The following is a 26,015-nucleotide window of genomic DNA, read 5'->3' as shown; positions in this document are numbered from 1 at the left end:
AGGGGCATCATGGTCCAGCGCGTTTCCACCGTTGCCTTCGAGGGGATCGAGGCCCGCGCGGTCGACGTGCAGGTCCAGGTCGCGCCCGGCCTGCCGGCGTTCGCGATCGTCGGCCTGCCGGACAAGGCGGTGTCGGAAGCGCGCGAGCGGGTGCGCTCGGCGCTGATCGCCTCGGGCCTGGCGCTGCCGGCGCGGCGCATCACCGTCAACCTGGCGCCGGCCGACGTGCCCAAGGAAGGCAGCCATTACGATCTGCCGATCGCGCTCGGCCTGATGGCCGCGATCGGGGCCATTCCGCCGGATGCGCTCGGCGGCTTCACGGTGCTCGGCGAGCTCGGACTCGACGGCTCGATCGCGCCGGTTGCTGGCGTGCTGCCGGCGGCGATCGGCGCCAATGCGCGCGAGGAAGGATTGATCTGCCCGGCCGCCTGCGGCGCCGAGGCGGCGTGGGCGAGCCCCGATTTGCAGATCATCGCGGCAAGCTCGCTGATCCAGATCGCCAACCATTTCAAGGGCACGCAGGTGCTGTCGCGGCCGCAGCCGAAGATCCAGGAGGCGCCGGCAAGCCTGCTCGACCTGCGCGACATCAAGGGCCAGGAGAGCGGCAAGCGCGCGCTCGAGATCGCCGCCGCCGGCGGGCATCATCTGCTGATGATCGGCTCGCCCGGCGCCGGCAAGTCGATGCTGGCGGCGCGAATGCCCTCGATCCTGCCGCCGCTGTCGCCGGCAGAGCTCTTGGAAGTCTCGATGATCGCCTCGGTCGCCGGCGAGATCGAGGGTGGCGCGCTGACGTCGCGCCGGCCGTTCCGCAGCCCGCATCATTCCGCGAGCATGGCGGCGCTGACCGGCGGCGGCCTGCGCGCCCGACCCGGCGAGATCTCGCTGGCGCATCAGGGCGTGCTGTTCCTCGACGAACTGCCGGAGTTCGATCCGCGCGTGCTGGATTCGCTGCGCCAGCCGCTCGAGAACGGCGAGGTCTCGATCTCGCGCGCCAACCACCGCGTCACCTACCCTGCCCGCTTCATGCTGGTCGCCGCGATGAATCCGTGCCGCTGCGGCAACGCCTTCGAGCCCGGCTATGCCTGCAAGCGCGGCCGCATCGACCGCTGCACCGCCGACTACCAGATGCGCATCTCCGGCCCGCTGATGGACCGCATCGACCTGCGCATCGAGGTGCCCGCGGTGACCGCCGCCGACCTGATCCTGCCGCCGTCGAAGGAAGGCTCGGCCGAGGTCGCTGCCCGCGTCGCCGCCGCACGCGACCTGCAGCGCGAGCGCTATGCCAAGGCCGGCCTGCCACACATCCGGACCAACGCCGAGGCCCCCGCCGCCGTGCTCGACGAGGTCGCCAGGCTGGATGCGCCCGGCCAGAAGCTGCTGCGCGAAGCCGCCGAGACGATGCGGCTGTCCGCCCGCGGCTATCACCGCGTCCTGCGCGTGGCGCGGACGCTCGCCGATCTCGACCACACTGATGCGATCGGCCGGCTGCATCTGGCCGAGGCGCTGTCGTATCGCGCGCTGGCGGAGGACAGCCGGCATGCGGCGTAAAGGCGCCCCCTCCCCCTCAACACTCCGGTAACGACTTCTCTTTACGCTCCGACAACCATAGGGCCCGCGTTTTGTCCTCAGGCCTGCCGCGTCGGTGCGTATCATGTTGCGTTTCAAGGTCCTCGTCTCGGCTGTGCCGCTGATCGCGGCCGCTGTCATCGCCAGACTCGAATTGGCGCCCTCCCCGCAGCCCTGCATTGCCGTCGGTGCCGACAGCGTCTCGCTCGGCTCGGCGCCGTTTACCGCCGATCTCCATGTCGACGTCACCGATGACCCGGCGCTCGCCACCGTTCGCGTGGCGCTGGCCGACAGTCCGGAGACGGCTGATCTCGTCGTGGTCGACGATGTGCTCGCCAAGGAGGATCGTGGCTGCGGCATGACTGCCGCGACTGCGGTCGTCGCGATCGCCGCCGATCCGCATCCTGGCGCGCTCCGGATCCATCTCGCCAAGGACAGTGCAGCAGATGCTCACGCCGCCGCGCTCATCGTCTCGGCCCGCGGCCACCACTCACCGCCGGCCGATCCGGTTCGGTGAGTCGGGCTAACGCCCGGTTCACCATCTCAGCACGGCTTCATCGCGCGTGCATGACCTTTCAAAGTCTCAGCAATACCGACGCCGCATGGTGCGGGCCGGCCATGACATTGGGATCGAAATCGTCGGGGGTGATCGAGATGGGACCGATTTTTCACGTCAGGCTGCGCCTGCGCCGGTTCATGCGCCGTCACCGCACCATCTTCGCCATCCTGCGCTCGCTGATGATCTTCTCCGCCGGCTTCGGCGGCGCGTACGGCTTCATCAAGGCCAGCATCTCCGACAACTCCGGCTATAACCCGCACACGTTCGCGATCGGCGCCAGCTTCCTGTTCGCGCTCGCCTGCGTCGGCCTGGCCACGCTCAGCATGCGGCTGCGCTTCGTCGCCAGGAAGATGCACAAGATTGCGCTCCACAACGAGGTGCTGGCCGACCGGAACTGGGAGCTGCAGGAAGCCGAGCAGCGCGCCCGCAATCTGTTCGAGCAGCAGGGCGATCTCATCGTCATGCGCGAGCGCGGCGGCAGCATCATCTTCGTCAACGACGCCTATTGCCGGATGGCGGGCCTCGATCGCGACAACCTGCTCGGCAGCGCGTTCACCTTCGAGCTGATCGAGCAGGGCGACAGCGCGCTGGAGCCGAACGGCACGCGCGTCCACGACCAGCGCATCGAGAGCGCGATCGGGCCGCGCTGGATCGCGTGGCGCGAGGCGCTGGTGCGTTCCGACGCCGGCCAGCCCGCCGTGCTGCAATGTGTCGGCCGCGACGTCACCGACCGCACCGAGACCGAGCGGGCGCTGGCGGACGCGCGCGATCAGGCCAACGCCGCGAACCGCGCCAAGTCGCGGTTCCTGGCGATGGCCAGCCATGAGATCCGCACGCCGCTGAACGGCATCCTCGGCATGAGCGGACTCTTGCTCGAAACGCAGCTGACGCCGGAGCAGACGACCTACGCCAAGGCGGTCCGCACCTCGGGTGAGGCCTTGATGTCGCTGATCGACGAGCTGCTCGACTATTCCAAGATCGAAGCCGGCAAGCTGGCGCTCGAGGCGCAGCCGTTCTCGCTGGCGGCGCTGATCGAGGAGATCACCGAGCTGCTGGCGCCACGGGCGCAGGCCAAGCAACTGGAGATCGCGGCCTATCTCGACGAGCGGCTGCCGACCTGGGTGACGGGCGACGCCGCGCGGCTGCGCCAGGTGCTGCTCAACCTCGCCGGCAACGCCATCAAGTTCACCGCGACGGGCGGCGTTGCCCTGATCGCCGAGCCCGGCATCTGGCCGAACGAGATCAGCTTCCAAGTGTGCGACACCGGCATCGGCATCGCAGCCGACGCGCAGGAGCGCATCTTCCGCGAATTCGAGCAGGCCGACGACAGCGTCGCGCGCAGCTTCGGCGGCACCGGGCTTGGCCTTGCGATCTCGGACCGGATCGTCAAGCGGATGGGCGGCCGCATCGCGCTGCAGAGCGCGCTCGGCGCCGGCTCGACCTTCGAGGTGTCGGTGCCGCTGCCGCCGGCGCTGGAGCGCGGCGAGCAGAACAGCTTCCGCGGCCCCGATCTCGCAGGACGGTCGATCATGCTTGTGGCGCCGGCCGGGCTGCAGGCCGAGCTGATCGAGCGGCGCTTGCAGAACTGGGGCGCGCAGACCTGCCTGGTCGCCGAGGCCGAGGTGGCGGAGGCCCTGCTGCCCGAACGCGCCTGGCACGCCGTGCTGGTCGACGACAGCATCGGCGGCGATGAATCGCTGCGTGTGGGCGGGGTCGCGCGACATCACACGACGCGGCTGATCGTGCTGGTGACACCGGCGAGCCGCCACGAGCTGGCGCCGGGGGCGCCATTCAACGGCTATCTCGTCAAGCCGCTGCGGGCCGCCTCGCTCGCCGCGCGCGTGAGCTTCGACACCGACGGCACGGTCATGGCCGACGATCCGATCCCGACCATCGCGCCGCCGATCGCGGCCCAGGCCGGCACGGGACTGTCCATCCTGGTCGCCGAGGACAACGACATCAACGCACTGCTGATGCGCTCGCTGCTGAGCAAGCTCGGCCACCACGCCGACATCGCCGTGCATGGCGAAGCCGCGCTGGACTCCTGGCTCGCGGCGCGCTCGGCCGGCGCGCCCTATGATCTGATCCTGATGGACGTGCAGATGCCGAAGCTCGACGGCATTGCCGCCGCCAGGCGCATTCGCGCCATCGAGGCCAGCGAGCCCGGCGGGCGCACCCCGATCCTGGCGCTCACGGCCAATGCCCTGGTCGAGGATCGTTACGCCTGCTTCGAGGCGGGCATGGATGGGTTCCTGGTCAAGCCGATCGATCGCGACAAGCTCGACGAGGCGCTGGCGAATCTGGCGGCGGCGCGACAGGTGCCAGCGTAGGTCATCAGTTGGAGCGGATCAGCTCGGCGCCGCGCTCGCGGGCCCCCGCTCACAACCGCCGCAGCGCCACCGTCTCGATCTCGTGATCCGCGCCCTTCTTCAGGATCAAGGTCGCACGCGGCCGTGTCGGGAGGATGTTGTCCTCGAGATTGGCCAGGTTGGTGCGCTCCCAGATCGCGATCGCGGTGGCGATGGCCTCCTCGTCCGACAGCAGCGCGTAGCGGTTGAAGTAGGACCGCGGATCATGGAACGCCGTGTCGCGCAGCGACAGGAAGCGCTTGACGTACCATTTGCGCAGGATCGCCTCGTCGGCGTCGATGTAGACCGAGAAGTCGAAGAAGTCGGAGACGACCGGTACTGCCTGGCCATCGCGCGGCAGCGGTCCGGTCTGCAGCACGTTGACGCCTTCGACGATCAGGATGTCCGGCTGGTCGATCTCGGCCCACTGATTGGGGACGATGTCGTAACTCAGATGGGAATACACCGGTGCGCGCACGGGATGGCGGCCGGCCTTGATGTCGGAGAGAAAACCGAGCAGCCGCGGCAGGTCATAGCTTTCCGGAAAGCCCTTCTTCTGCATCAGGCCCTGCCGCTCCAGCACCGCGTTCGGATACAGGAAGCCGTCGGTGGTGATGAGATCGACCTTGGGCCGCGGCGACCAGCGGGTCAGCAACGCCTGCAGCACGCGCGCAGTGGTCGACTTGCCGACCGCCACCGAGCCGGCGACGCCGATGATGTAGGGCATCTTACGGTCGCGGATGCCGAGAAACTGGCGCTGCGCGTAGTACAGCCGCTGCGCCGCATCGACATACATCGACAGCAATCGCGACAGCGGGAGGTAGATGTCCTCGACCTCCTGAAGGTCGAGACGATCGTGCATCGACCGCAGCTTGGAGAACTCGCCGGGCTCCAAGGTCATCGGCGTGTCGTTGCGCAGCTCGGCCCATTGTTCGCGCGTGAAGACGCGGTACGGATTATATTGTTGTTCGGTGGTGCGCATGTCCATGACGCTGCCCTTCGTTTCCCCCGCCGTCGCGCCCTACTCCGTCTTGCGCGACGCCTTTTCTTCCAGCCCCGATTGGCCGGTCCGCTTGCCAAGCGCCGCCTCGACCTCCTCGAGCCGGACGTCGCGCGACTTCAACAACACCAACAGATGAAACAGCAGGTCGGCGCTTTCGGAGATCAGATGCTCACGGTCGGTGCCAAGTGCGGCGATGACCGTCTCGACCGCCTCCTCGCCCATCTTCTTGGCGCATTGCGGCGGGCCCTTGTCGAGCAGCTTGCGCGTATAGGACGCCTCACCGCCCGCCGCGGCGCGCGCGTCGATGATGGCAGCCAGGTCGTGAAGCGTGAAGCGGGACATCAGCCGGTACTCGGAACGCCTGCCCGACCACGGCGGCCGGACCAGCGTTCATCTAACATTTTTGCGACGCAATGTCGTCAGGGATCGAGCCGCATCGGCAGCCCCTGGCGCACCATGTGCTCCTTGGCCTGCCGGATGGTAAATTCCCCGAAATGGAAGATTGACGCCGCCAGCACCGCGGTCGCGTGGCCCTCGCGGATGCCGTCCACCAGATGATCGAGGTTACCGACACCGCCGGAGGCGATCACCGGCACCGGGACGCTGTCGGCGACTGCCCGGGTCAGCGGCAGGTCGAAGCCCTGGCGGGTGCCGTCGCGGTCCATCGAGGTCAGCAGGATCTCGCCGGCACCGAGCGCGACCACCTCCTGGGCGTATTCCAGGGCATCGATGCCGGTCGATTTGCGGCCGCCATGGGTGAAGATCTCCCAGCGGCTGCCGCCGCCCGGCCGCGACACGGACTTGGCGTCGATCGCCACCACGATGCACTGCTCGCCGAACTTCTCGGCCGCCTCCTTGACGAATTCGCGCCTGCTCACCGCGGCCGAATTGATCGAAACCTTGTCGGCGCCGGAACGCAGCAGGGTCTTGATGTCGTCGATGGTGCGCACGCCGCCGCCGACCGTGACCGGCATGAAGCAGGCCTCCGCCGTGCGCCGGACGACGTCCAGCATGATGCCGCGGTTCTCATGGGTGGCGGTGATGTCGAGGAAGCACAGCTCGTCGGCGCCGGCCGCGTCATAGGCGATCGCGGCTTCGACCGGATCGCCGGCATCGCGCAGATTGACGAAGTTGACGCCCTTGACGACTCGTCCGTCCTTGACGTCGAGGCAGGGAATGACACGGACCTTGAACATCCTGTTTCCTCCTACGCACGCGCCGCGCGGATCAGCGCCAGTGCTTCCGCGGGATCGAGGCGGCCGTCATAGAGCGCGCGGCCGGCGATGGCGCCTTCGAGCTTTTTCGCCCGCGGTGTCAGCATCGCCTTGACGTCCTCGATCGAGGCCAGGCCGCCGGAGGCAATCACGGGAATCGAGATGGCGTCACCTAGCGCGATCGTGGCATCGAGGTTGAGGCCCTTGAGCAGGCCGTCGCGCGCGATGTCGGTGAAGATGATCGCGGCGACGCCGGCGTCCTCGAAACGCTTGGTAATGTCGAGCGCGGTCACTTCGGATGTCTCGGCCCAGCCCTCGACGGCGACCTTGCCGTCGCGCGCATCGAGCCCGACGGCGACGCGGCCGGGGAAGGCCTTGGCTGCGGTCTTCACCAGCTCGGGATCGCGCACCGCCGCGGTGCCGATGATGACACGGGTGATGCCTTTGCTGAGCCAAGCCTCCACCGTCTTGAGATCGCGGATGCCGCCGCCGAGCTGCACCGGCATCTTGACGACTTTCAACATCGCTTCCACGGCGTGCGCATTCATCGGCTTGCCGGCGAAGGCGCCGTCGAGATCCACGACGTGGAGATAGTCGAACCCCTGGTCGGCGAAGCTCTTGGCCTGCGCGGCGGGATCGAGGTTGAACACGGTGGCGCGCGCCATGTCGCCCTGCTCCAGTCGCACGCACTGGCCGTTCTTCAGATCAATGGCAGGAAACAGGATCATCGGAGCTGTCTTTCAGGCAAGCGCCCTGCTCGCCCCTTGGACGAGCAGGCACGCTGCGCTCATGGCTTCCACTTCAGGAAGTTGGAAATGAGGGCGAGACCGAAACGCTGGCTCTTCTCGGGATGGAATTGGGTGCCGATCGCGGTGTCCTTGCCGACGATCGCGGTGACCGGTCCGCCGTAATCGGCGCGTGCCAGAACGTCGCTCTCGTTGACGGCATTCAAGTGATAGGAGTGCACGAAATAGGCGTGCAGGCCCTTCGGTCCGAGCGGCAGCCGCTCCAGCACCGGATGCTCTTGCAGCGCATCGAGCGTGTTCCAGCCCATATGCGGGATCTTCAGGCTCTCGTCGCGAGGCGTGATCTTCTCGACGTCGCCGGAGATCCAGTCGAAGCCGTCGGTGGTGACGTGCTCCTTGCCGCGCGTTGCCATCAATTGCATGCCGACGCAGATGCCGAAGAATGGCCGCGCCTTGTGGCGCACGGCTTCGGTCATCGCCTCCAGCATGCCGTCGACGGAGTCGAGCCCGCGGCGGCAGTCGGCGAAGGCGCCGACGCCGGGCAACACGATGCGATCGGCGCGATAGACCGTATCGGGATCGCGTGTCACGACGACCTTCTGCGGATCCGCCATGCCGCGCGCAGCGCGCTCGAACGCCTTGGCGGCGGAATGCAGATTGCCGGAGCCGTAATCGATGATCGCAACACTCATCGTCCACCTCCGGGTTCGGGAAACAAGCCAATGATGCTGGCATGCGGCAGCGGCGGCGGGTGCTGCCCATTGCCATTGTCGCGTGTCGGCGGCGCCGCGCCGCGATCGACGGTGTGGTTGTCGTAGCCGAGCGTGCTGCGCCGGGCGGCCCAGCGCTCGAAGAAGCGGCGCTCGGCGGCATCGAGATCGTCGGCGACGACGACGTCGATCTGGCGCCAATTGCCGCGCGAGTAGCTCCAGCGCTTCAGGCTCGAGGCTTCGAGCCCGAGCAGGATCGCAAGCAACAGATCGATGCCGGCAATCGCGCCGCCGCTGACGCCGACGCGCACCAGGACGACGTCGAGCGCGATCGTCAGCACGGCCCAGACCAGCATCGCAAGCCAGAGACGATGCCAGGCCAGCCAGACGGCGCCGAGCACGGCGGCCCAGAAATGGAAGCCGTCGCGGATGAAGACAAAGCGATCGGTCGAACGCAGATCGGCCCCGGCGGCCAGGGGAGCGTGAACCGTATAGACGGGCATGTCGAAAATCCCTTGGGAGGAGGGAGGTCAGCCGCCGAGCTGACCCTTGGTGGATGGCACTTCGCCCTGATTGCGAGGATCGATCGCAAGGGCTGCGCGGAGGGCCCGCGCCAGACCCTTGAAGCAGGATTCGGCGATATGATGGGCGTTCTCGCCGTACAGCGTCTCGACATGCAGGGTGATGCCGGCGTTCATGGCAAAGGCGTTGAACCATTCGCGCACCAGCTCGGTGTCGAACTCGCCGATCTTGTCGCGCGCAAAGGTCGTGCGGAATACCAGCATCGGCCGGCCCGATACGTCGATCACGACGCGCGTCAGGGTCTCGTCCATCGGCATGTGGATCGAGGCGTAACGGGTGATGCCGGCCATGTCGCCGAGCGCCTGACGCACGGCCTGGCCGAGGGCGATGCCGACATCCTCGGTGGTGTGGTGGAAATCGATATGGAGGTCGCCGACCGCCTTGACGGTCATGTCGATGCGGGAATGCCGGGCCAGCAGATCCAGCATGTGATCGAAGAAGCCGATCCCGGTCGCGATGTTCACGACGCCGGTGCCGTCGAGGTTCACGGACACCTCGATGTCGGTCTCTTTGGTCTTGCGCTTGATGGTCGCGCTACGCATGGGGTCAGCTTTCCCTTGAAAACGCGGCCCTTTTATCAAACGGATGACGCCTTAGCTACTGCGGGATGAGCCCCATGAGGCCTGATCTCGGGCCATGGTGAGCGGATTTCAAGACCCGGTCGGGCAGGGCAGGGACCCGGTAATTGTATCCCGACGCCTGAGCGCCTAAATCAGGGCATCAACCAGGGATCCCCCATGCACGCATCTTCGAACGAGCCCACTGTCTGGCACGGCACCACGATCCTGACCGTCCGCAAGGGGGGCAGGGTGGTGATCGGCGGCGACGGCCAGGTCTCGATCGGCCAGACCGTGATCAAGTCCAATGCCAAGAAGGTGCGCAAGCTCGGCAAGGGCGACGTCATCGGCGGCTTCGCCGGCGCCACCGCCGACGCGTTCACCCTGTTCGAGCGGCTGGAGAGCAAGCTCGAGCAATATCCGGGTCAGCTGACCCGGGCCGCGGTCGAGCTCGCCAAGGACTGGCGCACCGACCGCTATCTGCGGCGGCTCGAAGCCATGATGATCGTGGCCGACAAGGAGGTCTCGCTGGTGCTGACCGGGACGGGCGACGTCCTGGAACCGGAGGCCGGCGTGATGGCGATCGGCTCCGGCGGCAACTATGCGCTTGCGGCCGCGCGTGCGCTGATCGACACCGACAAGGACGCCGAGAGCATCGTGCGCCGCTCGCTCGACATCGCCGCCGACATCTGCGTCTACACCAACCGCAACATCACCATCGAGACCTTGCAGGGCGGCTCAGCCATGGTGCGGGATTAATGGCTCAGGATTACGCCATCCGCGCAATGGCTGCCGCCGACCTGCCCTTGATACGCCGTTGGCTTGGCACGCCGGACGTGATGCGGTGGTGGGGAGAGCCCGACGAGCAATATGCGCTGGTGAGCGGCGATCTCGCTCATCCTGACATGGACCAATTTATCGTCGCGATCGATGGCCGGCCGTTCGCATATCTCCAGTGCTATGCGCTCTCAGCCTGGGATCATGGATTCGGGCCTCAACCGCCTGCCACGCGTGGCATCGATCAGTTCATCGGCGAGCCCGACATGATCGGGCGCGGCCATGGGGCGCGTTTCATTCGGCAGTTCGTCGAAGACCTGCTGCGATCGGCCGCGCCACGCGTGGTGACCGATCCAGATCCGGCGAACGCCCGTGCCGTGCGCGCCTACGAGAAGGCCGGATTCAGACGCGATCGGCTCGTCGAAACGCCGGAGGGCTCTGCGCTGCTGATGGTGAGCCAGCCCGGCGACTTGCCCTGATTGCGATCCAAACCTAGCTAGAGCCCCATGACCGACTTTTCACCCCGCGAAATCGTCTCCGAACTCGACCGCTACATCGTCGGCCAGGCCGACGCCAAGCGGGCGGTGTCCATTGCCTTGCGCAACCGCTGGCGCCGGCTGCAGCTCGATGCAGGCCTGCGCGAAGAGGTGCTGCCGAAGAACATCCTGATGATCGGGCCGACCGGCGTCGGCAAGACCGAGATCGCGCGGCGGCTGGCCAAGCTTGCGGGCGCACCGTTCCTCAAGGTCGAGGCGACCAAGTTCACCGAGGTCGGCTATGTCGGCCGCGACGTCGAGCAGATCATCCGCGACCTCGTCGAGGTCGCGATCGCCCAGGTCCGGGAGCGCAAGCGCAAGGACGTCGCCGCCCGCGCGCAGCTCGCCGCCGAGGAGCGCGTCCTCGACGCGCTGGTCGGCGCCAATGCGAGTGCTGCGACGCGCGACTCGTTCCGCCGCAAGCTGCGTGCCGGCGAGCTCAACGACAAGGAGATCGAGATCGAGACGCAGTCCTCCGGCGGCGGCTTGCCGATGTTCGAGATCCCCGGCATGCCGGGAGCCCAGATGGGCGCGATCTCGATCGGCGACATCTTCGGCAAGCTCGGCGGCCGCACCAAGACGCGGCGCGTGACGGTCGAGGCCTCGCACGACATCCTGATCGCGGAAGAATCCGACAAGCTGCTCGACAGCGAGCAGTTGGTGCAGGAAGCAATCAGCGTGGTCGAGAACAACGGCATCGTGTTTCTCGACGAGATCGACAAGATCTGCGTGCGCGAGAACCGCGCCGGCGGCGACGTCTCGCGCGAGGGCGTGCAGCGTGACCTGCTGCCGCTGATCGAGGGCACGACGGTCTCGACCAAGCATGGTGCGGTCAAGACCGACCACGTCCTGTTCATTGCCTCCGGCGCGTTCCACATCGCCAAGCCCTCGGACCTCTTGCCGGAGCTGCAGGGACGATTGCCGATCCGGGTCGAGCTGCAGGCGCTGACGCGCGACGACATGCGGCGCATCCTGACCGAGCCGGAGGCATCGCTGATCAAGCAATATGTCGCGCTGATGCAGACCGAGGGCGTGACGCTCGACATCACCGACGATGCGATCGACGCGCTCGCCGACATCGCGGTCGCGGTGAATTCGACGGTCGAGAACATCGGCGCGCGCCGGCTGCAGACGGTGATGGAGCGCGTGCTCGACGAGATCTCCTTCACGGCGTCCGATCGTAACGGCGAAACCATGCGCGTCGACGCTGCGTATGTGCAGCAACACATCGGCGACCTCGCCAAGAACGCGGATCTCAGCCGGTTCATTTTGTAGTCGGCTGCGCCTAGCAAGCGCTGAGCTTCTTCGCTCCGGCGCGGCGTCAAAATCCGCTGCCGTCCCCGCGAACGCGGGGACCCATAACCACCAAAGCTGATTGTGACTCACGATGGCGGCTCCAGCCTTGCCTCACCACGAACGGCGGCGGCTATGGGTCCCGGCTCAAGGCCGGGACGACAGTGGTGGACGGGGCGACGACCTCGTCGCCATCTATCACCGCTCGGACGCCGCATGACCGCCGCCTCCAGCAAACACTGGCGCCTGATGCTCGCCGTCAACGCCGCCGTGATGCTCGGCGTCTTCCTGCACAAGCTCACGCTGCCGCCCTACATTCCGTACATCCATCTGCTGGTCGACTATCATTTCGGCTTCATCAAGCGCGCGCTGATCGGTGCCATGGTCGGCCTGTTCGCCGCGAAGGTGCCGGTCTGGCTGGTGTTCGCGCTGGCCGGTTGCGTCTGGCTCATCACCTTCGCACTGTTCGCGCAGCTCTTCCGCCGCACGTTCGGCTTCGATCGCGCACGGCTGCCGTTGTTCATCTTCACCGCCTGCTCGCCGTTCGTGTTCAAGAACTTCCTGTTCACGCTCGGCCATTTCGACATCTATGGCTGTCTCGGCGCGATCGTCCTGCTGCTGGTGCCGGCGCGCACGCTGGCCTACGTGCTGCTTGCGGCATTGATCTCGGCCCTGCTCGTGCTGATTCATCACATCCATCTGCTGATGTACGTGCCGACCATCACCGCGATCGTCGTGCTGCGCTACTACCTGACACGTCCCCTCACTCGCCTGGATATTGCAGTCGGCGCTAGCGCGCTGCTCGGCCTCGGCGCGCTGTTCCTCGCGGCGCAATTCCTCGGCACCATGCCGCTGCCCGAGGCCGACTTCGCGTCCTACTTGCGCTCGCGCATGGTCGATCCGTCGCGCACCGAGCTCTTGCAGTTCGCCTATGTCTGGTATCAGCCGCTCGCCAAGGAGGTGCAGGAGACCTGGGCGCGGCTGCCGTCGAACCTGCTGGGTCTGCCCATCTATGCGCTGCTGCTGTGGCTGCACGCGCCGCTGTGGCGGAATCTCAAGGATCTCATCGGCGCCTTGGCTGACAAGCGCCATCGCCAGATCGTCATCGCCGCGCTGATCGTCATCAGCTCCGCTTACCTCGTCATGTTCGCCATGGTGTTCGACTATTCGCGCTGGATCTCGAGCTGGGTGGTCTGCATGGTACTGATGCTGCACGCGCTGAAGACGCTTCCTGCGACCAAGCCGATCACTCCGATCGACGCCGACGACCGCATGACGACGATCCTGGGCTGGATTGTCACCGCCGTACCGCGGATCGGGATCATCCGCCCGTTCTGACGCTCAGCCGCGGGCGCGCCTGATCCGGACATAGAGCGCGCCGGCGCCGCCATGGCCGACATGAGCCTCCTCGAAGCCGACGATGAGCGAGCGGAATTCCGGCAGGCTGAGCCAATGCGGCACCTGCCGCCGGAGCACGCCACGTTCGGGATCCGCCCCGATGGTGCCCTTGCCGGTGATGACCAACACGAAGGTGAGACCGTCATGCTGGGCGCGATGCAGGAAATGATGCAGCGCCTGATGCGCCCGACTCTGGGTCATGCCGTGCAGATCGAGCCGCGCATCGATCTCGCTGCGGCCGCGCGACAGCTTGGACCGCTCCTTGCGGCCGAGCGAGACCAGCGGCGGGATCGCCGGCCGGGCCGGCTTGGGCACGACCATCGGCGCGACCGGCCGCGGTGTCATCATCGGCTTGTCCGGCTGCGGCTCGGCCGTCACCATCGGCGGATGCGGCCGCACCGGACGGTGCGTCTTGCGCAGCGGCTTGACCTGGCGCGCCACCGTCTCCCACAGGGTGCGCTCGTCCTCGGAGAGGCCACGCTTGCGACGGCCGCGCGGCGGCTCGGGATCTTCAGACATGGAGACGGCTTGTCATCGGCGGTTGCGATGGCGCCTGCCATAACGCAATCGGCGGATATTGCGATCACTTTCGATACGGGGGCGGGCCTCGGGCAGGGGCACGGGCTGCGGCGCCACAACGTTCTGCGCCACCGTGGTCGCCGGGATTGCGCTCGCGGCGGAAGCAGGGGCCTTCGCATCGTTGACCGGGGAGGCGGCGGCTTTGGCGGCCTCCTTCGGCAGCACCTGCGGAAACAGTTTTGCGATCTTCTCCGACGGGCGTGCATCCGGCAGCGGCATCTTGCGGCCACGCGCGACCGGATCGAGGCTCTTCGGCACCAGCATCACGAACTGGATGCTGTGCTTGAGACGGCCGGAGACCTTGCCGGCGTCCTGGCCGGCGCCGAAATAGAGATCGGCGCGCGCAGGTCCGACGATCGCCGAGCCTGTATCCTGCGCAATCATCAGCCGGTGGAACGCGGTCTTCGACTTCTCGGATTCGATCGGCAGCTCGCCGGTGATGAAGAACGGCGTGCCATAGACGTGCAGCGACTTGTCGACCGCGATCGAACGGCCGGGCGTCAGCGGGATGCCCTGCGCGCCGACCGCCTCGTCCTTCTCCGACAGCTGCACCTCGCGGAAGAAGATGTAGGAGCGGTTCATCCGCCGCAGCTCGTTGGCACCTTCCGGATTCTGCTCCATCCAGTCGCGGATACGCTGCATCGACATCTGCTCGCGCGGAATGATGCCGCGTTCGATCAGGATGCGGCCGACCGGTGTGTAGGGAAGGCCATTATAGGCATCGTAGTTGATGCGGATGGTCGAGCCGTCGTCGAGACTGATGCGCGCCGATCCCTGGATCTGGGCAAACAGCAGGTCAGTCTGGTTCCTGAGCCACGCGATCTCCAGGCCGCGGCCCTCGATGGCGCCGTCCTCGATCTCCGCGCGGTCGTAATAGGGGACCAGCTTGCGCCGTCCGATCTTCCGATAGACGGGACCCTTGTTGGGCAGACTCGTCGCGTCCTGCTTGAAGCCACGGACGAACAGATTGGAGGGGCGACGATAGACCGGAACGTTGTAGACCTCGTTCTGGGTCCGCGAGCCCTCGATGACGGGTTCGTAGTAGCCGGTGACGAAGCCATCGACATCGCCGAGCTTGGAGATCTTCAGCGGCTCGAAGTGCCGTTCGAAGAAAGCCCTTGCCGCAGCATTGTCGGCGAGATCGGTGGCCCGAGCGTCGCGACAGGGGTCGCGCAGGGAATCACCCAGCGGCTTGCCATCCGCCTTGGCATCCGGCGCTGCATCCGTCTTTGCGGCGATCGGCTTGCAGCTGGCGCGGAACGTCCGATAGGCCGCAAGCTGGTCGTCGTCGTTCCAGCCGGGCACGTCGTTCCAGGCCAATGGCAGGTACTGGCTGTTGCTGATCTCGAGCGGCCAGTCGAGTTGCGGGTAGGGCAGGTGGCGCACCGGGGGCGCCGCCGCCCGGTGGCGCGAGCGCACCGCCTCGGCCGCATAAGGGGCGAGCGCCACGGCGGCGACGCTCAGGGCGAGCGCCGGCGTCCAGTATTTCAGGCGATGAGCGGTGAAACCCCGCTTCCAAATTTCGCGAACCATGCTTGCACCATCAAAGTACCACTCAACGCGAAATTCAGAGAAAACGGGATGCTGAAAAGATCCGGGTCAAAAAGCCGAGGATGGACCTCGTCGTCCTCCTTGCAGAACTGGGTCGACATCGAGAGCGGGCGATCTCCCGATGTAACGCCGGCGGCGGCAACCTATTCCATCAATGGCTGCCGGTGCCGACCAGCTTCCAATTGGGATCGCGCGAGCCGGTATCGCGGGCGAAAGTCCAGATGTCGGTGATGTCGGCCACCTTGTCCGGATTGCCGTCGACGATGTTGCCCCCCTTGTCGCGTGTCACCGAGATCATTTGCGAGACGAAGCGCACCGTCACCTGCGCGGTGCGGTCGCGCAGCTCGGCACCGACCAGTTCGGCGGTATCGATGGAGACGAAGCGGGTTTCGGTCTTCTGCTCCTGCTTCTCACGCTCCTTGATGACGGCGTCGAAACTCTCATAGACCTCGGACGACAACAGGTCGCGCAATGCGCGGCGATCGCCATTGGCGAACGCCAGCACGATCATCTCGTAGGCACTGCGCGCGCCGGTCAGGAAATGGCGCGGATCGAACGACGAGTCGTCGGCGACGATCGCGTCGAGGCCACGGGCGAGCGGTGTGCCCGGCTCGGCCAGGCCACGCCAGCGATCGCCCGGCGCCGGCATCTCGCCGCCGGGGACCGCAGCCGAGGGATCGATGGGCTTGTTGGGAACCGGCATGACGTGGTTGTCCGGCGCGCCCTGGACCGCGTTTCGGGCGGCGTGATCGAACGGCGTCCGCTCGCTCCCGGTGCGCTGCCCGAGCACGGCGCGCAGGCGGATGAAGATGAAGACCGCCAGCGCCAGGAAGATGATGGTATAAATGTCCACTTCGTGTTCGCTTTCTGACTTGTCGAGCCGAACGCGGAGCCCGGCCACCGGGCACCCGTTCTACAGGATCCGGGTAAAGACCCGTGAATCCCTCGGTCGACCCGGATGTAGTCATCGAATTGGGCCCGGCCAATGGCACATTGTGGCCCGGTGATCCTAACCCTTTTCCCTCTCAAGGGGAAATCCGATCGACCTTGGATTGGAACAGAGTAGACGGTCGCTGGTTCCGCCCCCGGGCCGATGCGACAAATAGAGGCATGCCGGCCGGATCAACCCTCTGCCTCGGCCTTTTGCGGCGTCCGTGCCTCGTCCTTGTGGAACAAGCCGGCCCTATGGTAGCCACGCGCCGCAACGACCCGCCCTTTTTGCCTGGAGAACACTGCGATGACCAACGGTAACGGCGCCACTCCCGAGGCGGCTCCTCCTCCTCAACTGAACGTGCTGGCGCAATACATCAAGGATCTCTCGTTCGAGAATCCGAACGCTCCGCAGTCCCTGGCGCCGCAGGGCCAGCCGCCGCAGATCAACATCCAGATCAATGTCGGCGCCAATGCGCTGAATGACACCGAATACGAGGTGACGCTGACGATCGAGGGCAAGGCCGAGAGCGGCAGCCAGGTGATGTTCAGCTTCGAGCTGGTCTATGGCGGCGTGTTCCGGCTGGTCAACATTCCGCGCGAGAACCTGTCGCCGATGCTGCTGATCGAATGCCCGCGCCTGCTGTTCCCGTTCGCCCGCGAGATCGTCGCCAATTCGGTGCGCGACGGCGGCTTCCCGCCGCTGATGCTGGACCCGGTCGATTTCGTCGGCCTGTACCGCCAGAACATGGAGCGCCAGGCGGCGGCCCAGGGCGGCCAGGTGCTGTCGAGCTGATCCGGTTCTGCTTACGATTGATTTTTGCCGGGCGTGATCCGCTGCCGATCAGGCGGATCACGTGCCGGCGAGAAACTCCGTCCAGATCGGCTTGTCGCCGAGCGTGGCGATGAAGGCGCGATGCGCCTCTCGCTCCGCATCCGTGACCCGCGGCAGCAGTGGCCGCTCGCGCTGACGGCGCGGCGTCTCGCCGGCAGATCCGATGCGGATCTCCTGGCTGTCCTGGGTCAGGATCAGCTGCGACTGCCGCGCCCCGACCAGATCGACATAGACCTCCGCCAGCAGCTCGGCGTCGAGCAACGCGCCGTGCTTGGTGCGGCGTGAGTTGTCGATCGCATAGCGTGAGCACAGGTCGTCGAGGCGGTTCGACACGCCGGGATGCTTGCGACGTGCCAGCAGCAGCGTGTCGACCAGACGGTCCCTCGGAATGGCCGCGCGCTTGACCCGGTCGAGCTCGGCATTGATGAAGCCGATGTCGAACGAGGCGTTGTGGATCACCAGCGGGGCATCGCCGATGAATTCCAGGAACTCCTCCACGATCTCGTGAAACAGCGGCTTGTCCGCGAGGAACTCGCTCGACAGTCCGTGAACCGCGAACGCCTCCGCCGGCATGTCACGTTCGGGATTGATGTAGCGATGGTAGACTTGGCCGGTGGGCATGCGGTTGATGATCTCGACGCAGCCGATCTCGACCAGGCGGTCGCCGCGCAGGGCGTCGAGGCCGGTGGTTTCGGTGTCGAGAACGATCTCACGCATCTGATTTGATCCGTCGGATTCCGCGCGGCCGGCGTTCGCGAATCAGCCCCGGCGCTGCGGCATTCTAACGACCTCCGCCAGGATGTCGCGGATGCGTGCCCGCACCGGATCGAGCCCGTGCGAGGTATCCACGACGAAATCGGCGCGCTTGCGCTTCTCGGCATCCGGCATCTGCCGTGCGAGCAGCGCATCGAGCGCTTCTTCCGTCATCGTGCCGCGCGCCAGAATGCGCTGACGCTGGATCTCGGGCGCGGTCGACACCACCACCACGGCATCGACGCGCTTGTCGCCGCCGGTCTCGAACAGCAAGGGGACATCGACGACGGCAACGGGCACGCCGGACTGCTCGGCGTCGTCGAGAAACTTCTGATGATAGGAGCGCAGCATCGGGTGCACGATCGCTTCGAGCCTGCGGATCGCGTCGGCATCACCGACGACCTTGGCGGAGAGCCTGGCCCGATCCACCTTGCCGTCCACCGTGGTCCCAGGAAATTCGGCTTCGATCGCCGGCACGGCTTCGCCCTCATAGACCTTATGAACGGTCGCGTCGGCGTCATAGACCGGGACGCCGGCTTCGGCGAACAGCTTTGCGGTCGTCGACTTGCCCATGCCCATCGAGCCGGTCAGACCCAGCACTCTCATCCGCGGTCACTCCCCCTTGCGCGTGGCTGCGGTCGGCATCAGATCCTGAGCAGCTTCGCTTCGCGAAAATAGGCGAGCAGCGGCAGCAGCGGCAGGCCGAGGATGGTGAAGTGATCGCCGTCGATGCGGTCGAACAGGTGCACGCCGAGCCCTTCCAGCTGGTAGGCGCCGACGCTGGATGTGACGGTTTCGCCGGCGGCATCGAGATAGGCTGCGATCTCGGTTTCGGTGAGGGCACGCATCGTCATCCAGGCGACGGCGACGTGCGAGAACAGCACCTCGCCATTGCGGACCACGGCGATGGCCGAGTGCAGCGCATGGGTGCGTCCGCCCAGCGCCAACAGTTGCTGCATGGCATGCTGGCGGCCGGCCGGCTTGTTGAACATGCGCTCACCCAATGCCAGCGTCTGATCCGCGCCCACCACATATGAATTGGGCCTGTTTGCCGAGACCGCTGCGGCCTTCGCGTTGGCAAGGTGCAACGCAATCTCGTAGGGCGCGACCAGGCCAGCTTCGGCCTGCACCGCGCGTTCGTCGATATCGGCGGGAAGCGCCTCGCACGCGAGTCCTGCGTTCGCGAGCAGCATCCGCCGCGCGCGGCTCTGCGATGCCAGAATGAGAGGCTCGTCACTGCACCAGATGGACATTGATCCGCTCACTAGTCCGGAAGCCGCTGCCGCTGCCGGTCGGTATAGAGTTTCAGGATCGCGGCGGCCGTCTCCTCGATCGAGCGCCGCGTCACGTCGAGCATGACCCAGTTGAACTTCGCACTCAGCTTGCGTGCATAGGCGACCTCGTCCGTCACCGACTGCTTGTCGACATAGTTCTCATTGCCGGATTCCGCACCCATGCTGAGCAGGCGATTCTGCCGCACCTGGATCAGCCGCTCCGGGGTCGCATGCAGGCTGACCACCAGCGGCTTCTTCAATATCTCGAGCTGATGCGGGATCGGAATGCCCGGGACCAGCGGCACGTTGGCGGTGCGCACGCCGCGATTGGCGAGATAGATCGAGGTCGGAGTCTTCGACGTCCGGCTGACGCCGACCAGCACCACTTCGGCGTCTTCGAGACCGTCGACCATCTGCCCGTCATCGTGGAGCATCGTGTAGTTCAGCGCATCGATGCGGGCGAAATATTCGGCATTGAGCACGTGCTGCGCACCGACGCGGCCGGCGGTCGATGCGCCGAGATAGGCCTCGAACAGCTGCATCACCGGACCGATGATCGACAGGCTCGGGATGTTGATCTGCTGGCACTTGGCTTCGAGCCGGCTGACCAGATCCTTCTCGAGCAGCGTGAACAGAACGATGCCCGGCGCTTCCTCGATCTCGTCGAGCACGCGGTCGAGCTGCTTCTGGCTCCGCACCAGCGGGTACACGTGCTCGACCGGGGTCACGTTGGTGTATTGCGCGGCGACCGCACGCGCGACCGTGATCAGGGTTTCGCCCGTCGAATCGGAAACCAGATGGAGGTGAAAGTAGTTGCCGGTGGTGGGCATCAAATCCTTAACGATCTGTGAATCCCTGTGAAGGATGGGGCCAAAAAGCCGCCTCGGACCGCTCCCTTTGTATAACCCCGATTGTTCTGCACATGGTCGCCGTCCGGGACAACGTCAGGCAGCAGCGCGATGATATCGGGACGAGGCCCATTTGTCTCTGGATAAGCTGTCGAAGGATTTCGACAAGCGTCTGAATCACATCAGACTCTGGGGCGAACCGGCGTGCGCAGCTCGCATGTTGAGGGATGTGAACAAGCTGCGGGCAGACTGCGGATGACATTGCATGAGTCCAATCCACCGCTACCTAGACTCAAACCTTAAGATTCTAAAATTATTTGGTTTGGAGGGGACTGAGCGAGCGGATATGTCTCGACACGCAAGCTGATCGCAGCCGAGAGGACCACGCGTTTCCGATGTATGAGTGGATCAAGGCCCTTCACGTCATCGCTGTCATCGCGTGGATGGCCGGCATGCTGTATCTGCCACGGCTGTTCGTCTATCATTGCGACGCCGAGATCGGCTCGAAGCAATCCGAGACGTTCAAGATCATGGAACGGCGCCTGCTCAAGGCGATCATCAATCCCGCGATCACCGTGACGTGGCTTGCCGGACTCTATCTGGCCTGGTCCGGCCACTGGTATACCAGCGGTTGGTTTCATGCGAAATTTCTGCTGGTGCTGATCATGTCCGGGGTCCATGGACTGTTCACCCGCTGGGTCAGGGAATTCGGCGCCGACAAGAACACCCGAAGCCAGAAATTCTACCGGTATATCAATGAGGTACCAACGGTGCTGATGATCGGCATCGTGATTCTCGTCATCGTCAAGCCGTTCTGACCGCTTCCCAGGGAATACCGCTCCGCTGCAGATGCCTTGCAGACGACGGCGCGATTTTCTATATTATGGATATCCCACCCCACGCAGGCGGATGTGGTTGCGTTCCGGCTCGACCGGCCGCCGCATCAGGTCTGGTGCCTCATCGGCGCCAACCTTGCTCAGACCTGCGGACCTCATTTCGTCCGCCTTCCCACAGCCACCTCGCATCCCTCCCAAGTCGCTTCCACAGGACCACCCCAATGCGGGAAATCAAACTACAGGACCTCAAGTCAAAGACGCCGGCCGAGCTCGTCTCCTTCGCGGAGGAAAACGGGGTCGAGAACGCCAGCACGATGCGCAAGCAGGAGCTGATGTTCGCCATCCTCAAGCAGCTCGCGATCCAGGAAACCGACATCATCGGTGAGGGCGTCGTCGAGGTGCTCTCCGACGGCTTCGGCTTCCTGCGCTCGCCGGATGCGAACTACCTGCCCGGTCCCGACGACATCTATGTCTCGCCGTCGCAGATCCGACGCTTCGGCCTGCGCACCGGTGACACGATCGAAGGGCATATCCGCAGCCCGAAAGAAGGCGAACGCTATTTCGCGCTGCTCAAGGTCAACACACTGAACTTCGAGGATCCCGAGAAGTCCAAGCACAAGGTCAATTTCGACAACCTTACGCCACTGTTTCCGGACGAGCGCTTCCGGCTCGAGCTCGAGGATCCGACCCGCAAGGATCTGTCGCCACGCGTCATCGACATCGTCGCGCCGATCGGCAAGGGACAGCGCGCGCTGATCGTGGCGCCGCCGCGCACCGGCAAGACGGTACTGATGCAAAACATCGCGCACTCGATCACGGCCAATCATCCGGAGTGCTACCTGATCGTGCTGCTGATCGACGAGCGTCCGGAAGAAGTCACGGACATGCAGCGCTCGGTGAAGGGCGAGGTCGTGTCCTCGACCTTCGACGAGCCGGCCGCCCGTCACGTCCAGGTCGCGGAGATGGTGATCGAGAAGGCCAAGCGCCTCGTCGAGCACGGCCGCGACGTCGTCATCCTGCTCGACTCGATCACCCGCCTCGGCCGCGCCTACAACACCGTCGTGCCGTCCTCCGGCAAGGTGCTGACCGGCGGCGTCGACGCCAACGCGCTGCAGCGTCCCAAGCGCTTCTTCGGCGCTGCCCGCAACATTGAGGAAGGCGGCTCGCTCACGATCATCGCGACCGCGCTGGTCGACACCGGCAGCCGCATGGACGAGGTCATCTTCGAGGAGTTCAAGGGCACCGGCAACTCCGAGCTCATCCTCGACCGCAAGGTCGCGGACAAGCGGACCTTCCCGGCGATCGACATCGCTCGCTCCGGCACCCGCAAAGAAGAGCTCATCACCGAGCCGCAGAACCTCAAGAAGATGTACGTGCTCCGCCGCATCCTCAATCCGATGGGCACCATGGACGCGATCGACTTCCTGCTCGACAAGCTCCGCAGCACCAAGAGCAATGCCGAGTTCTTCGAGTCGATGAACACCTGATCGAGGCACTGCTTCAATCTGTAAAGGGCGCTCTCCGGAGCGCCCTTTTTGTTTGACGTGTTTGTCGCTGCGCTCGGCGTGAAGACCTCGATGCTTATCCGCCCGCCATGGTTCGCCGGCGTAAAGCATGCCGCTGCAAACCGATTGTCTTTCGCTGCCGGTGAGCCCTACTGAGGATCATGCATCCACACGACCAGACCATCTTCGCGCTGTCCTCCGGACGCCTGCCGAGTGCGATTGCGATCGTCAGGCTCTCCGGGCCTCACGCCGGCATCGCCCTTCAGATGCTTGCGGGGAAACTGCCGCTGCCGAGGATGGCGACGCGCGCCTTGCTGCGGGATGGTAATGGCGAGCCGATCGACGATGCCGTCGTGCTGTGGTTTCCCGGACCCGCAAGCGCCACCGGCGAAGATGTTGCCGAGCTGCATGTGCACGGCAGTCGAGCCGTCGTGGCGACAATGTTCTCGGTGCTGTCGACGATGCCGCAGATGCGCCCTGCTGAGCCGGGCGAGTTCACGCGGCGCGCGTTCGAGAATGGCAAGATCGATCTGACCGAGGCCGAAGGTCTCGACGACCTCATTCACGCCGACACGGACCGCCAGCGGCGCCAGGCGTTGCGGCAGCTGAAGGGTCTGTTGGGCGACAAGGCGCGGAGCTGGCGTGAGCAGATCATCGAGGCGGCGGCGCTGATCGAGGCCGGGATCGATTTTGCCGATGAAGGCGACGTGCCAATCGAGCTGATGGCGCCGGCGCTCGCCCGGATCGGCGAGCTGTTGACCGAGATCGAGTCGGTGCTGTCGGCCCAGGGCCGGGCCGAACGTCTGCGCGACGGCCTGACGGTCGTCATTGCCGGACCGCCGAACGCGGGCAAGTCGACCCTGATGAACCAGCTTGCGCGTCGCGAGGTCGCGATCGTCTCTCCGCAGGCCGGCACCACGCGCGATCTCATTGAGGTCCAGCTCGATCTCGACGGCTATCCAGTGACGGTGATCGACACCGCGGGCATTCGCGAGACGGACGATCCGGTTGAGCAGGAGGGTGTTCGGCGCGCGCGGGACCGAGCGGCGCAGGCGGATCTGGTGCTGTGGCTGTCGGAGGATGAGCAGGCCGAGGTTGAGCGCCAAAGCGAGGCTCCCGTCTGGCTCGTTCGTAACAAGATCGATCTGAGCAGAGGTCGGGAGGGGAGTCGTCCATCGTCCAGCGGAGATAACCCGGTCTTTCAGATCTCCGCGCGAAGCGGGGCAGGGCTGGTCGAGCTGCTGGATGCGCTGGTTGGCTTTGCCCGGGACTATTTTGGATCAACTGAGAGCGGCCTGATCACACGGCAGCGGCAGCGGACTCTGCTCGCCGACACCGCCGCTGCGCTTCAGCGTAGCATCTCGGCGATCGACCTGGGCGAGGAGCTTGCTGCGGAGGAGCTGCGGATCGCCGCGCTTGCGCTCGGGCGTCTTTTGGGACGAGTGGATGTCGAAGACCTGCTCGACGTGATCTTTCGCGAGTTCTGCATCGGCAAGTAGCCGCGGTTCCCGACGAACCGGGTCGGATATACTTAATGAAGCGTTGCTTGGTTAATCGAGCGTCAATTGTTTCACGTGAAACAGGTGTACGGACGCCGTCAGGGATGTTTCACGTGAAACACGATGGGACCGCGGAGTTGGTCATGTTTCACGTGAAACAACGAGGATTCGATGTCGGCGAATGTTTCACGTGAAACGTCTTCCGAGCATTGTCTGCGAGCGTTAGATAAGCCCCATGATCCAGCATCTGACATCCTACGACGTCGTCGTCATCGGTGGCGGCCACGCCGGCTGTGAAGCGGCGGCGGGCGCGGCGCGCATGGGCGCCCGAACTGCGCTGATCACCCATCAGTTCGCGACGATCGGGGCCATGTCCTGCAATCCGGCCATCGGAGGACTGGGAAAAGGACATCTGGTTCGCGAGGTCGACGCTCTCGACGGCTTGATGGGTCGCGTCGCCGACGCCGGCGGCATCCAGTTTCGCGTTCTGAATCGCCGCAAAGGACCGGCCGTTCGAGGTCCACGCGCCCAGGCCGACCGCAAGCTCTACGCCGCGGCGATGCAGTCGGCGATCCGGGAGACCCCAAACCTCACCGTCATTGAAGGCGAGGCGGACGAACTGATCGCTACCGGCGGACGGATGGCAGGGGTGCGGTTGGCTGACGGCCGGACCTTCATCTGTGGCGCTGTCGTCATCACGACCGGCACGTTCCTGCGTGGTCTGATCCACCTGGGTGAGAGGACCTGGCCGGCCGGCCGGGTCGGCGAGGCGCCGGCGCTGGGGCTGTCCCAGTCTCTCGAAGCCATCGGATTTCGGCTCGGCCGCCTCAAGACCGGCACGCCGCCGCGCCTGGATGGATCGACGATCGACTGGAGCGCGGTCGAGATGCAGCCCGGCGACGATCCGCAGGAGCCGTTCTCCGTCCTGACCGACAGGATCACCACCCCGCAGATCCAATGCGGCATCACCCGGACGACGACCGCAACCCACGAGGTGATCCGCGCCAACGTCCATCGCTCGCCGATGTACTCCGGGCAGATCAAGTCGACCGGGCCGCGTTACTGTCCCTCGGTCGAGGACAAGATCGTCCGCTTCGGTGACCGCGACGGTCACCAGATCTTCCTGGAGCCCGAGGGGCTCGACGATACGACGGTCTACCCGAACGGCATCTCGACCTCGCTGCCGGAGGAGGTCCAGCTCGCGCTGCTGCCGACCATCCCGGGTCTCGAACGGGTCCGGATGATCCGGCCGGGCTATGCCATCGAGTACGACCACGTCGATCCGCGTGAGCTCGAGCCGACCCTGCAGACCAAGCGGATGAAGGGTCTGTTCCTCGCTGGCCAGATCAACGGCACGACCGGGTATGAGGAGGCCGCAGCTCAAGGTCTGGTCGCGGGCCTCAATGCCGCGCTGGCCGCGGGCGGCGGCGGGCCGGTCGTATTCGATCGCGCCGATGGCTATCTGGGGGTGATGATCGACGACCTCGTCACGCGGGGGATCACCGAGCCGTATCGGATGTTCACCTCCCGCGCCGAGTATCGGCTGACGCTGCGGGCGGACAACGCGGACCAGCGGCTGACCGACAAGGGCATCGCGCTCGGCTGTGTCGGCATTGATCGTGCGCGTTTCCATCGAAGCAAGATGGGCGCGTTGGAAGCTGCCCGCGCGATGGCGAGGTCGCTGACGATCACGCCCAACGAGGCGGCGAAGCATGGCTTCACGCTCAACAAGGATGGCCAGCGCCGCTCGGCCTTCGAACTGATGGCCTATCCGGAGATCGGTTTTTCCGAGGTGAGGGCGATCTGGCCGGAGCTCGGCGCGATCGATCCCGCCATCGTCATCCATCTTGAGATCGATGCCAAATATGATGTCTATGTCCGCCGGCAGAGCCAGGACGTCGACGCCTTCCGGCGCGACGAAAGCCTGGTGCTCGGTGACGTCGACTATGCGCTCGTCCCAGGTCTCTCCAATGAGGCGCGAGCGAAGCTGACGGCGGCTAGGCCGTGGACGATCGGGCAGGCCGGCCGGATCGATGGCATGACGCCGGCGGCGCTCGGGATCCTTGCGGCCTATCTCCGCCGCGAAGCGCGTCGAAGCAAGGCCACGGGTTGAGGC

The 26,015-nt window shown here is 65.6% G+C and carries 26 protein-coding genes; 12 read left to right on the top strand and 14 right to left on the bottom strand.

Features of this window, described 5'->3' with window-relative positions; translation table 11 throughout:
• The first annotated feature begins 9 nt into the window (after positions 1-9).
• From QX041_RS20880 to QX041_RS20870, 3 genes are all read left to right on the top strand, one after another.
• Positions 10-1,548: a YifB family Mg chelatase-like AAA ATPase gene (locus QX041_RS20880; RefSeq protein ID WP_316166417.1), complete on the top strand. Its 1,539-nt coding sequence runs from the start codon at positions 10-12 to the stop codon at positions 1,546-1,548.
• Positions 1,549-1,651: 103 nt separating this feature from the next.
• Positions 1,652-2,083 (top strand): hypothetical protein, encoded by a 432-nt coding sequence (locus QX041_RS20875; RefSeq protein ID WP_316166416.1) that lies wholly within the window; start codon positions 1,652-1,654, stop codon positions 2,081-2,083.
• Positions 2,084-2,220: 137 nt separating this feature from the next.
• On the top strand, positions 2,221-4,455 hold the full coding sequence (locus QX041_RS20870; protein ID WP_316166415.1) for a PAS domain-containing hybrid sensor histidine kinase/response regulator: 2,235 nt from the start codon (positions 2,221-2,223) through the stop codon (positions 4,453-4,455).
• 49 nt (positions 4,456-4,504) lie between these two features.
• Here the strand turns inward: QX041_RS20870 and coaA are convergent, their stop codons facing one another.
• The 7 genes from coaA to hisB form a co-directional block, all read right to left on the bottom strand.
• Positions 4,505-5,461, bottom strand: coding sequence for a type I pantothenate kinase (gene coaA, locus QX041_RS20865; RefSeq protein ID WP_315716783.1), 957 nt, complete (start codon positions 5,459-5,461; stop codon positions 4,505-4,507).
• Positions 5,462-5,494: 33 nt separating this feature from the next.
• Positions 5,495-5,818: a phosphoribosyl-ATP diphosphatase gene (locus tag QX041_RS20860; protein WP_315716784.1), complete on the bottom strand. Its 324-nt coding sequence runs from the start codon at positions 5,816-5,818 to the stop codon at positions 5,495-5,497.
• 77 nt (positions 5,819-5,895) lie between these two features.
• Positions 5,896-6,672, bottom strand: a complete 777-nt coding sequence (gene hisF / locus QX041_RS20855; RefSeq protein WP_315716785.1) for an imidazole glycerol phosphate synthase subunit HisF — start codon at positions 6,670-6,672, stop codon at positions 5,896-5,898.
• A gap of 11 nt (positions 6,673-6,683) precedes the next feature.
• A complete protein-coding gene (hisA, locus tag QX041_RS20850; protein WP_316166414.1) occupies positions 6,684-7,418 on the bottom strand; it encodes a 1-(5-phosphoribosyl)-5-[(5-phosphoribosylamino)methylideneamino]imidazole-4-carboxamide isomerase in 735 nt (244 codons plus the stop codon).
• 59 nt (positions 7,419-7,477) lie between these two features.
• Entirely contained in the window at positions 7,478-8,128 is a 651-nt protein-coding gene (gene hisH, locus QX041_RS20845) for an imidazole glycerol phosphate synthase subunit HisH (protein WP_315750522.1), read from the bottom strand.
• The gene (locus QX041_RS20840; protein ID WP_316166413.1) at positions 8,125-8,649 is read right to left on the bottom strand and encodes a DUF2628 domain-containing protein; all 525 of its coding nucleotides are present in this window, start codon (positions 8,647-8,649) and stop codon (positions 8,125-8,127) included. The genes hisH and QX041_RS20840 overlap by 4 nt, the downstream gene beginning before the upstream one ends.
• Positions 8,650-8,676: 27 nt before the next feature.
• On the bottom strand, positions 8,677-9,270 hold the full coding sequence (gene hisB, locus QX041_RS20835; RefSeq protein ID WP_172132601.1) for an imidazoleglycerol-phosphate dehydratase HisB: 594 nt from the start codon (positions 9,268-9,270) through the stop codon (positions 8,677-8,679).
• Positions 9,271-9,465: 195 nt separating this feature from the next.
• On the opposite strand from hisB, the gene hslV reads away from it, so the two are divergent.
• From hslV to QX041_RS20815, 4 genes are all read left to right on the top strand, one after another.
• A complete protein-coding gene (gene hslV, locus QX041_RS20830) occupies positions 9,466-10,044 on the top strand; it encodes an ATP-dependent protease subunit HslV (protein ID WP_316166411.1) in 579 nt (192 codons plus the stop codon).
• A complete protein-coding gene (locus tag QX041_RS20825) occupies positions 10,044-10,541 on the top strand; it encodes a GNAT family N-acetyltransferase (RefSeq protein WP_315825695.1) in 498 nt (165 codons plus the stop codon). The genes hslV and QX041_RS20825 overlap by 1 nt, the downstream gene beginning before the upstream one ends.
• Positions 10,542-10,568: 27 nt before the next feature.
• Positions 10,569-11,873 (top strand): ATP-dependent protease ATPase subunit HslU, encoded by a 1,305-nt coding sequence (gene hslU / locus QX041_RS20820; protein WP_315716792.1) that lies wholly within the window; start codon positions 10,569-10,571, stop codon positions 11,871-11,873.
• A gap of 234 nt (positions 11,874-12,107) precedes the next feature.
• The gene (locus QX041_RS20815; RefSeq protein ID WP_316166410.1) at positions 12,108-13,229 is read left to right on the top strand and encodes a hypothetical protein; all 1,122 of its coding nucleotides are present in this window, start codon (positions 12,108-12,110) and stop codon (positions 13,227-13,229) included.
• Positions 13,230-13,232: 3 nt separating this feature from the next.
• On the opposite strand, the gene QX041_RS20810 is transcribed toward QX041_RS20815, so the two are convergent.
• From QX041_RS20810 to QX041_RS20800, 3 genes are all read right to left on the bottom strand, one after another.
• A complete protein-coding gene (locus QX041_RS20810; RefSeq protein WP_315750516.1) occupies positions 13,233-13,808 on the bottom strand; it encodes a Smr/MutS family protein in 576 nt (191 codons plus the stop codon).
• A 12-nt stretch (positions 13,809-13,820) separates the two neighbouring features.
• Positions 13,821-15,401, bottom strand: coding sequence for a murein transglycosylase A (locus QX041_RS20805; protein WP_316166409.1), 1,581 nt, complete (start codon positions 15,399-15,401; stop codon positions 13,821-13,823).
• Between the two features lie 169 nt (positions 15,402-15,570).
• Entirely contained in the window at positions 15,571-16,272 is a 702-nt protein-coding gene (locus QX041_RS20800) for a Tim44/TimA family putative adaptor protein (RefSeq protein ID WP_315716796.1), read from the bottom strand.
• A gap of 384 nt (positions 16,273-16,656) precedes the next feature.
• Here QX041_RS20800 and secB point away from each other — a divergent pair, with 384 nt between their 5' ends.
• On the top strand, positions 16,657-17,145 hold the full coding sequence (gene secB / locus QX041_RS20795) for a protein-export chaperone SecB (RefSeq protein WP_315716797.1): 489 nt from the start codon (positions 16,657-16,659) through the stop codon (positions 17,143-17,145).
• Between the two features lie 57 nt (positions 17,146-17,202).
• Here secB and dnaQ read toward each other — a convergent pair whose 3' ends face one another.
• Genes dnaQ through QX041_RS20775 form a run of 4 tightly spaced genes read right to left on the bottom strand, consistent with a single transcriptional unit; the run spans position 17,203 to position 20,041 of the window.
• A complete protein-coding gene (dnaQ, locus tag QX041_RS20790; RefSeq protein WP_316166408.1) occupies positions 17,203-17,901 on the bottom strand; it encodes a DNA polymerase III subunit epsilon in 699 nt (232 codons plus the stop codon).
• Positions 17,902-17,943: 42 nt separating this feature from the next.
• Entirely contained in the window at positions 17,944-18,543 is a 600-nt protein-coding gene (coaE, locus tag QX041_RS20785) for a dephospho-CoA kinase (protein WP_316166407.1), read from the bottom strand.
• Between the two features lie 38 nt (positions 18,544-18,581).
• Positions 18,582-19,190, bottom strand: a complete 609-nt coding sequence (locus tag QX041_RS20780; protein ID WP_315716800.1) for a Maf family protein — start codon at positions 19,188-19,190, stop codon at positions 18,582-18,584.
• An 11-nt stretch (positions 19,191-19,201) separates the two neighbouring features.
• A complete protein-coding gene (locus QX041_RS20775; RefSeq protein WP_316166406.1) occupies positions 19,202-20,041 on the bottom strand; it encodes a pyruvate, water dikinase regulatory protein in 840 nt (279 codons plus the stop codon).
• Between the two features lie 413 nt (positions 20,042-20,454).
• Here QX041_RS20775 and hemJ point away from each other — a divergent pair, with 413 nt between their 5' ends.
• The 4 genes from hemJ (at position 20,455) to mnmG (ending at position 26,012) form a co-directional block, all read left to right on the top strand.
• Positions 20,455-20,877 carry a protoporphyrinogen oxidase HemJ gene (hemJ, locus tag QX041_RS20770; protein ID WP_316166404.1) on the top strand — a complete coding sequence of 141 codons (423 nt, stop codon included), beginning with the start codon at positions 20,455-20,457 and terminating at the stop codon, positions 20,875-20,877.
• 239 nt (positions 20,878-21,116) lie between these two features.
• Positions 21,117-22,382, top strand: coding sequence for a transcription termination factor Rho (rho, locus tag QX041_RS20765; RefSeq protein WP_008965552.1), 1,266 nt, complete (start codon positions 21,117-21,119; stop codon positions 22,380-22,382).
• A 179-nt stretch (positions 22,383-22,561) separates the two neighbouring features.
• Positions 22,562-23,899 carry a tRNA uridine-5-carboxymethylaminomethyl(34) synthesis GTPase MnmE gene (mnmE, locus tag QX041_RS20760; protein WP_316166403.1) on the top strand — a complete coding sequence of 446 codons (1,338 nt, stop codon included), beginning with the start codon at positions 22,562-22,564 and terminating at the stop codon, positions 23,897-23,899.
• Between the two features lie 235 nt (positions 23,900-24,134).
• Entirely contained in the window at positions 24,135-26,012 is a 1,878-nt protein-coding gene (gene mnmG, locus QX041_RS20755) for a tRNA uridine-5-carboxymethylaminomethyl(34) synthesis enzyme MnmG (RefSeq protein ID WP_316166401.1), read from the top strand.
• Positions 26,013-26,015: the final 3 nt, after the last annotated feature.

The organism is Bradyrhizobium sp. SZCCHNRI2009 (assembly GCF_032485115.1).
Classification (GTDB): Bacteria; Pseudomonadota; Alphaproteobacteria; order Rhizobiales; family Xanthobacteraceae; genus Bradyrhizobium.
The sequence above is the reverse complement of the archived record's forward strand: the minus strand, read 5'-3'. Positions and strand labels throughout refer to the sequence as shown.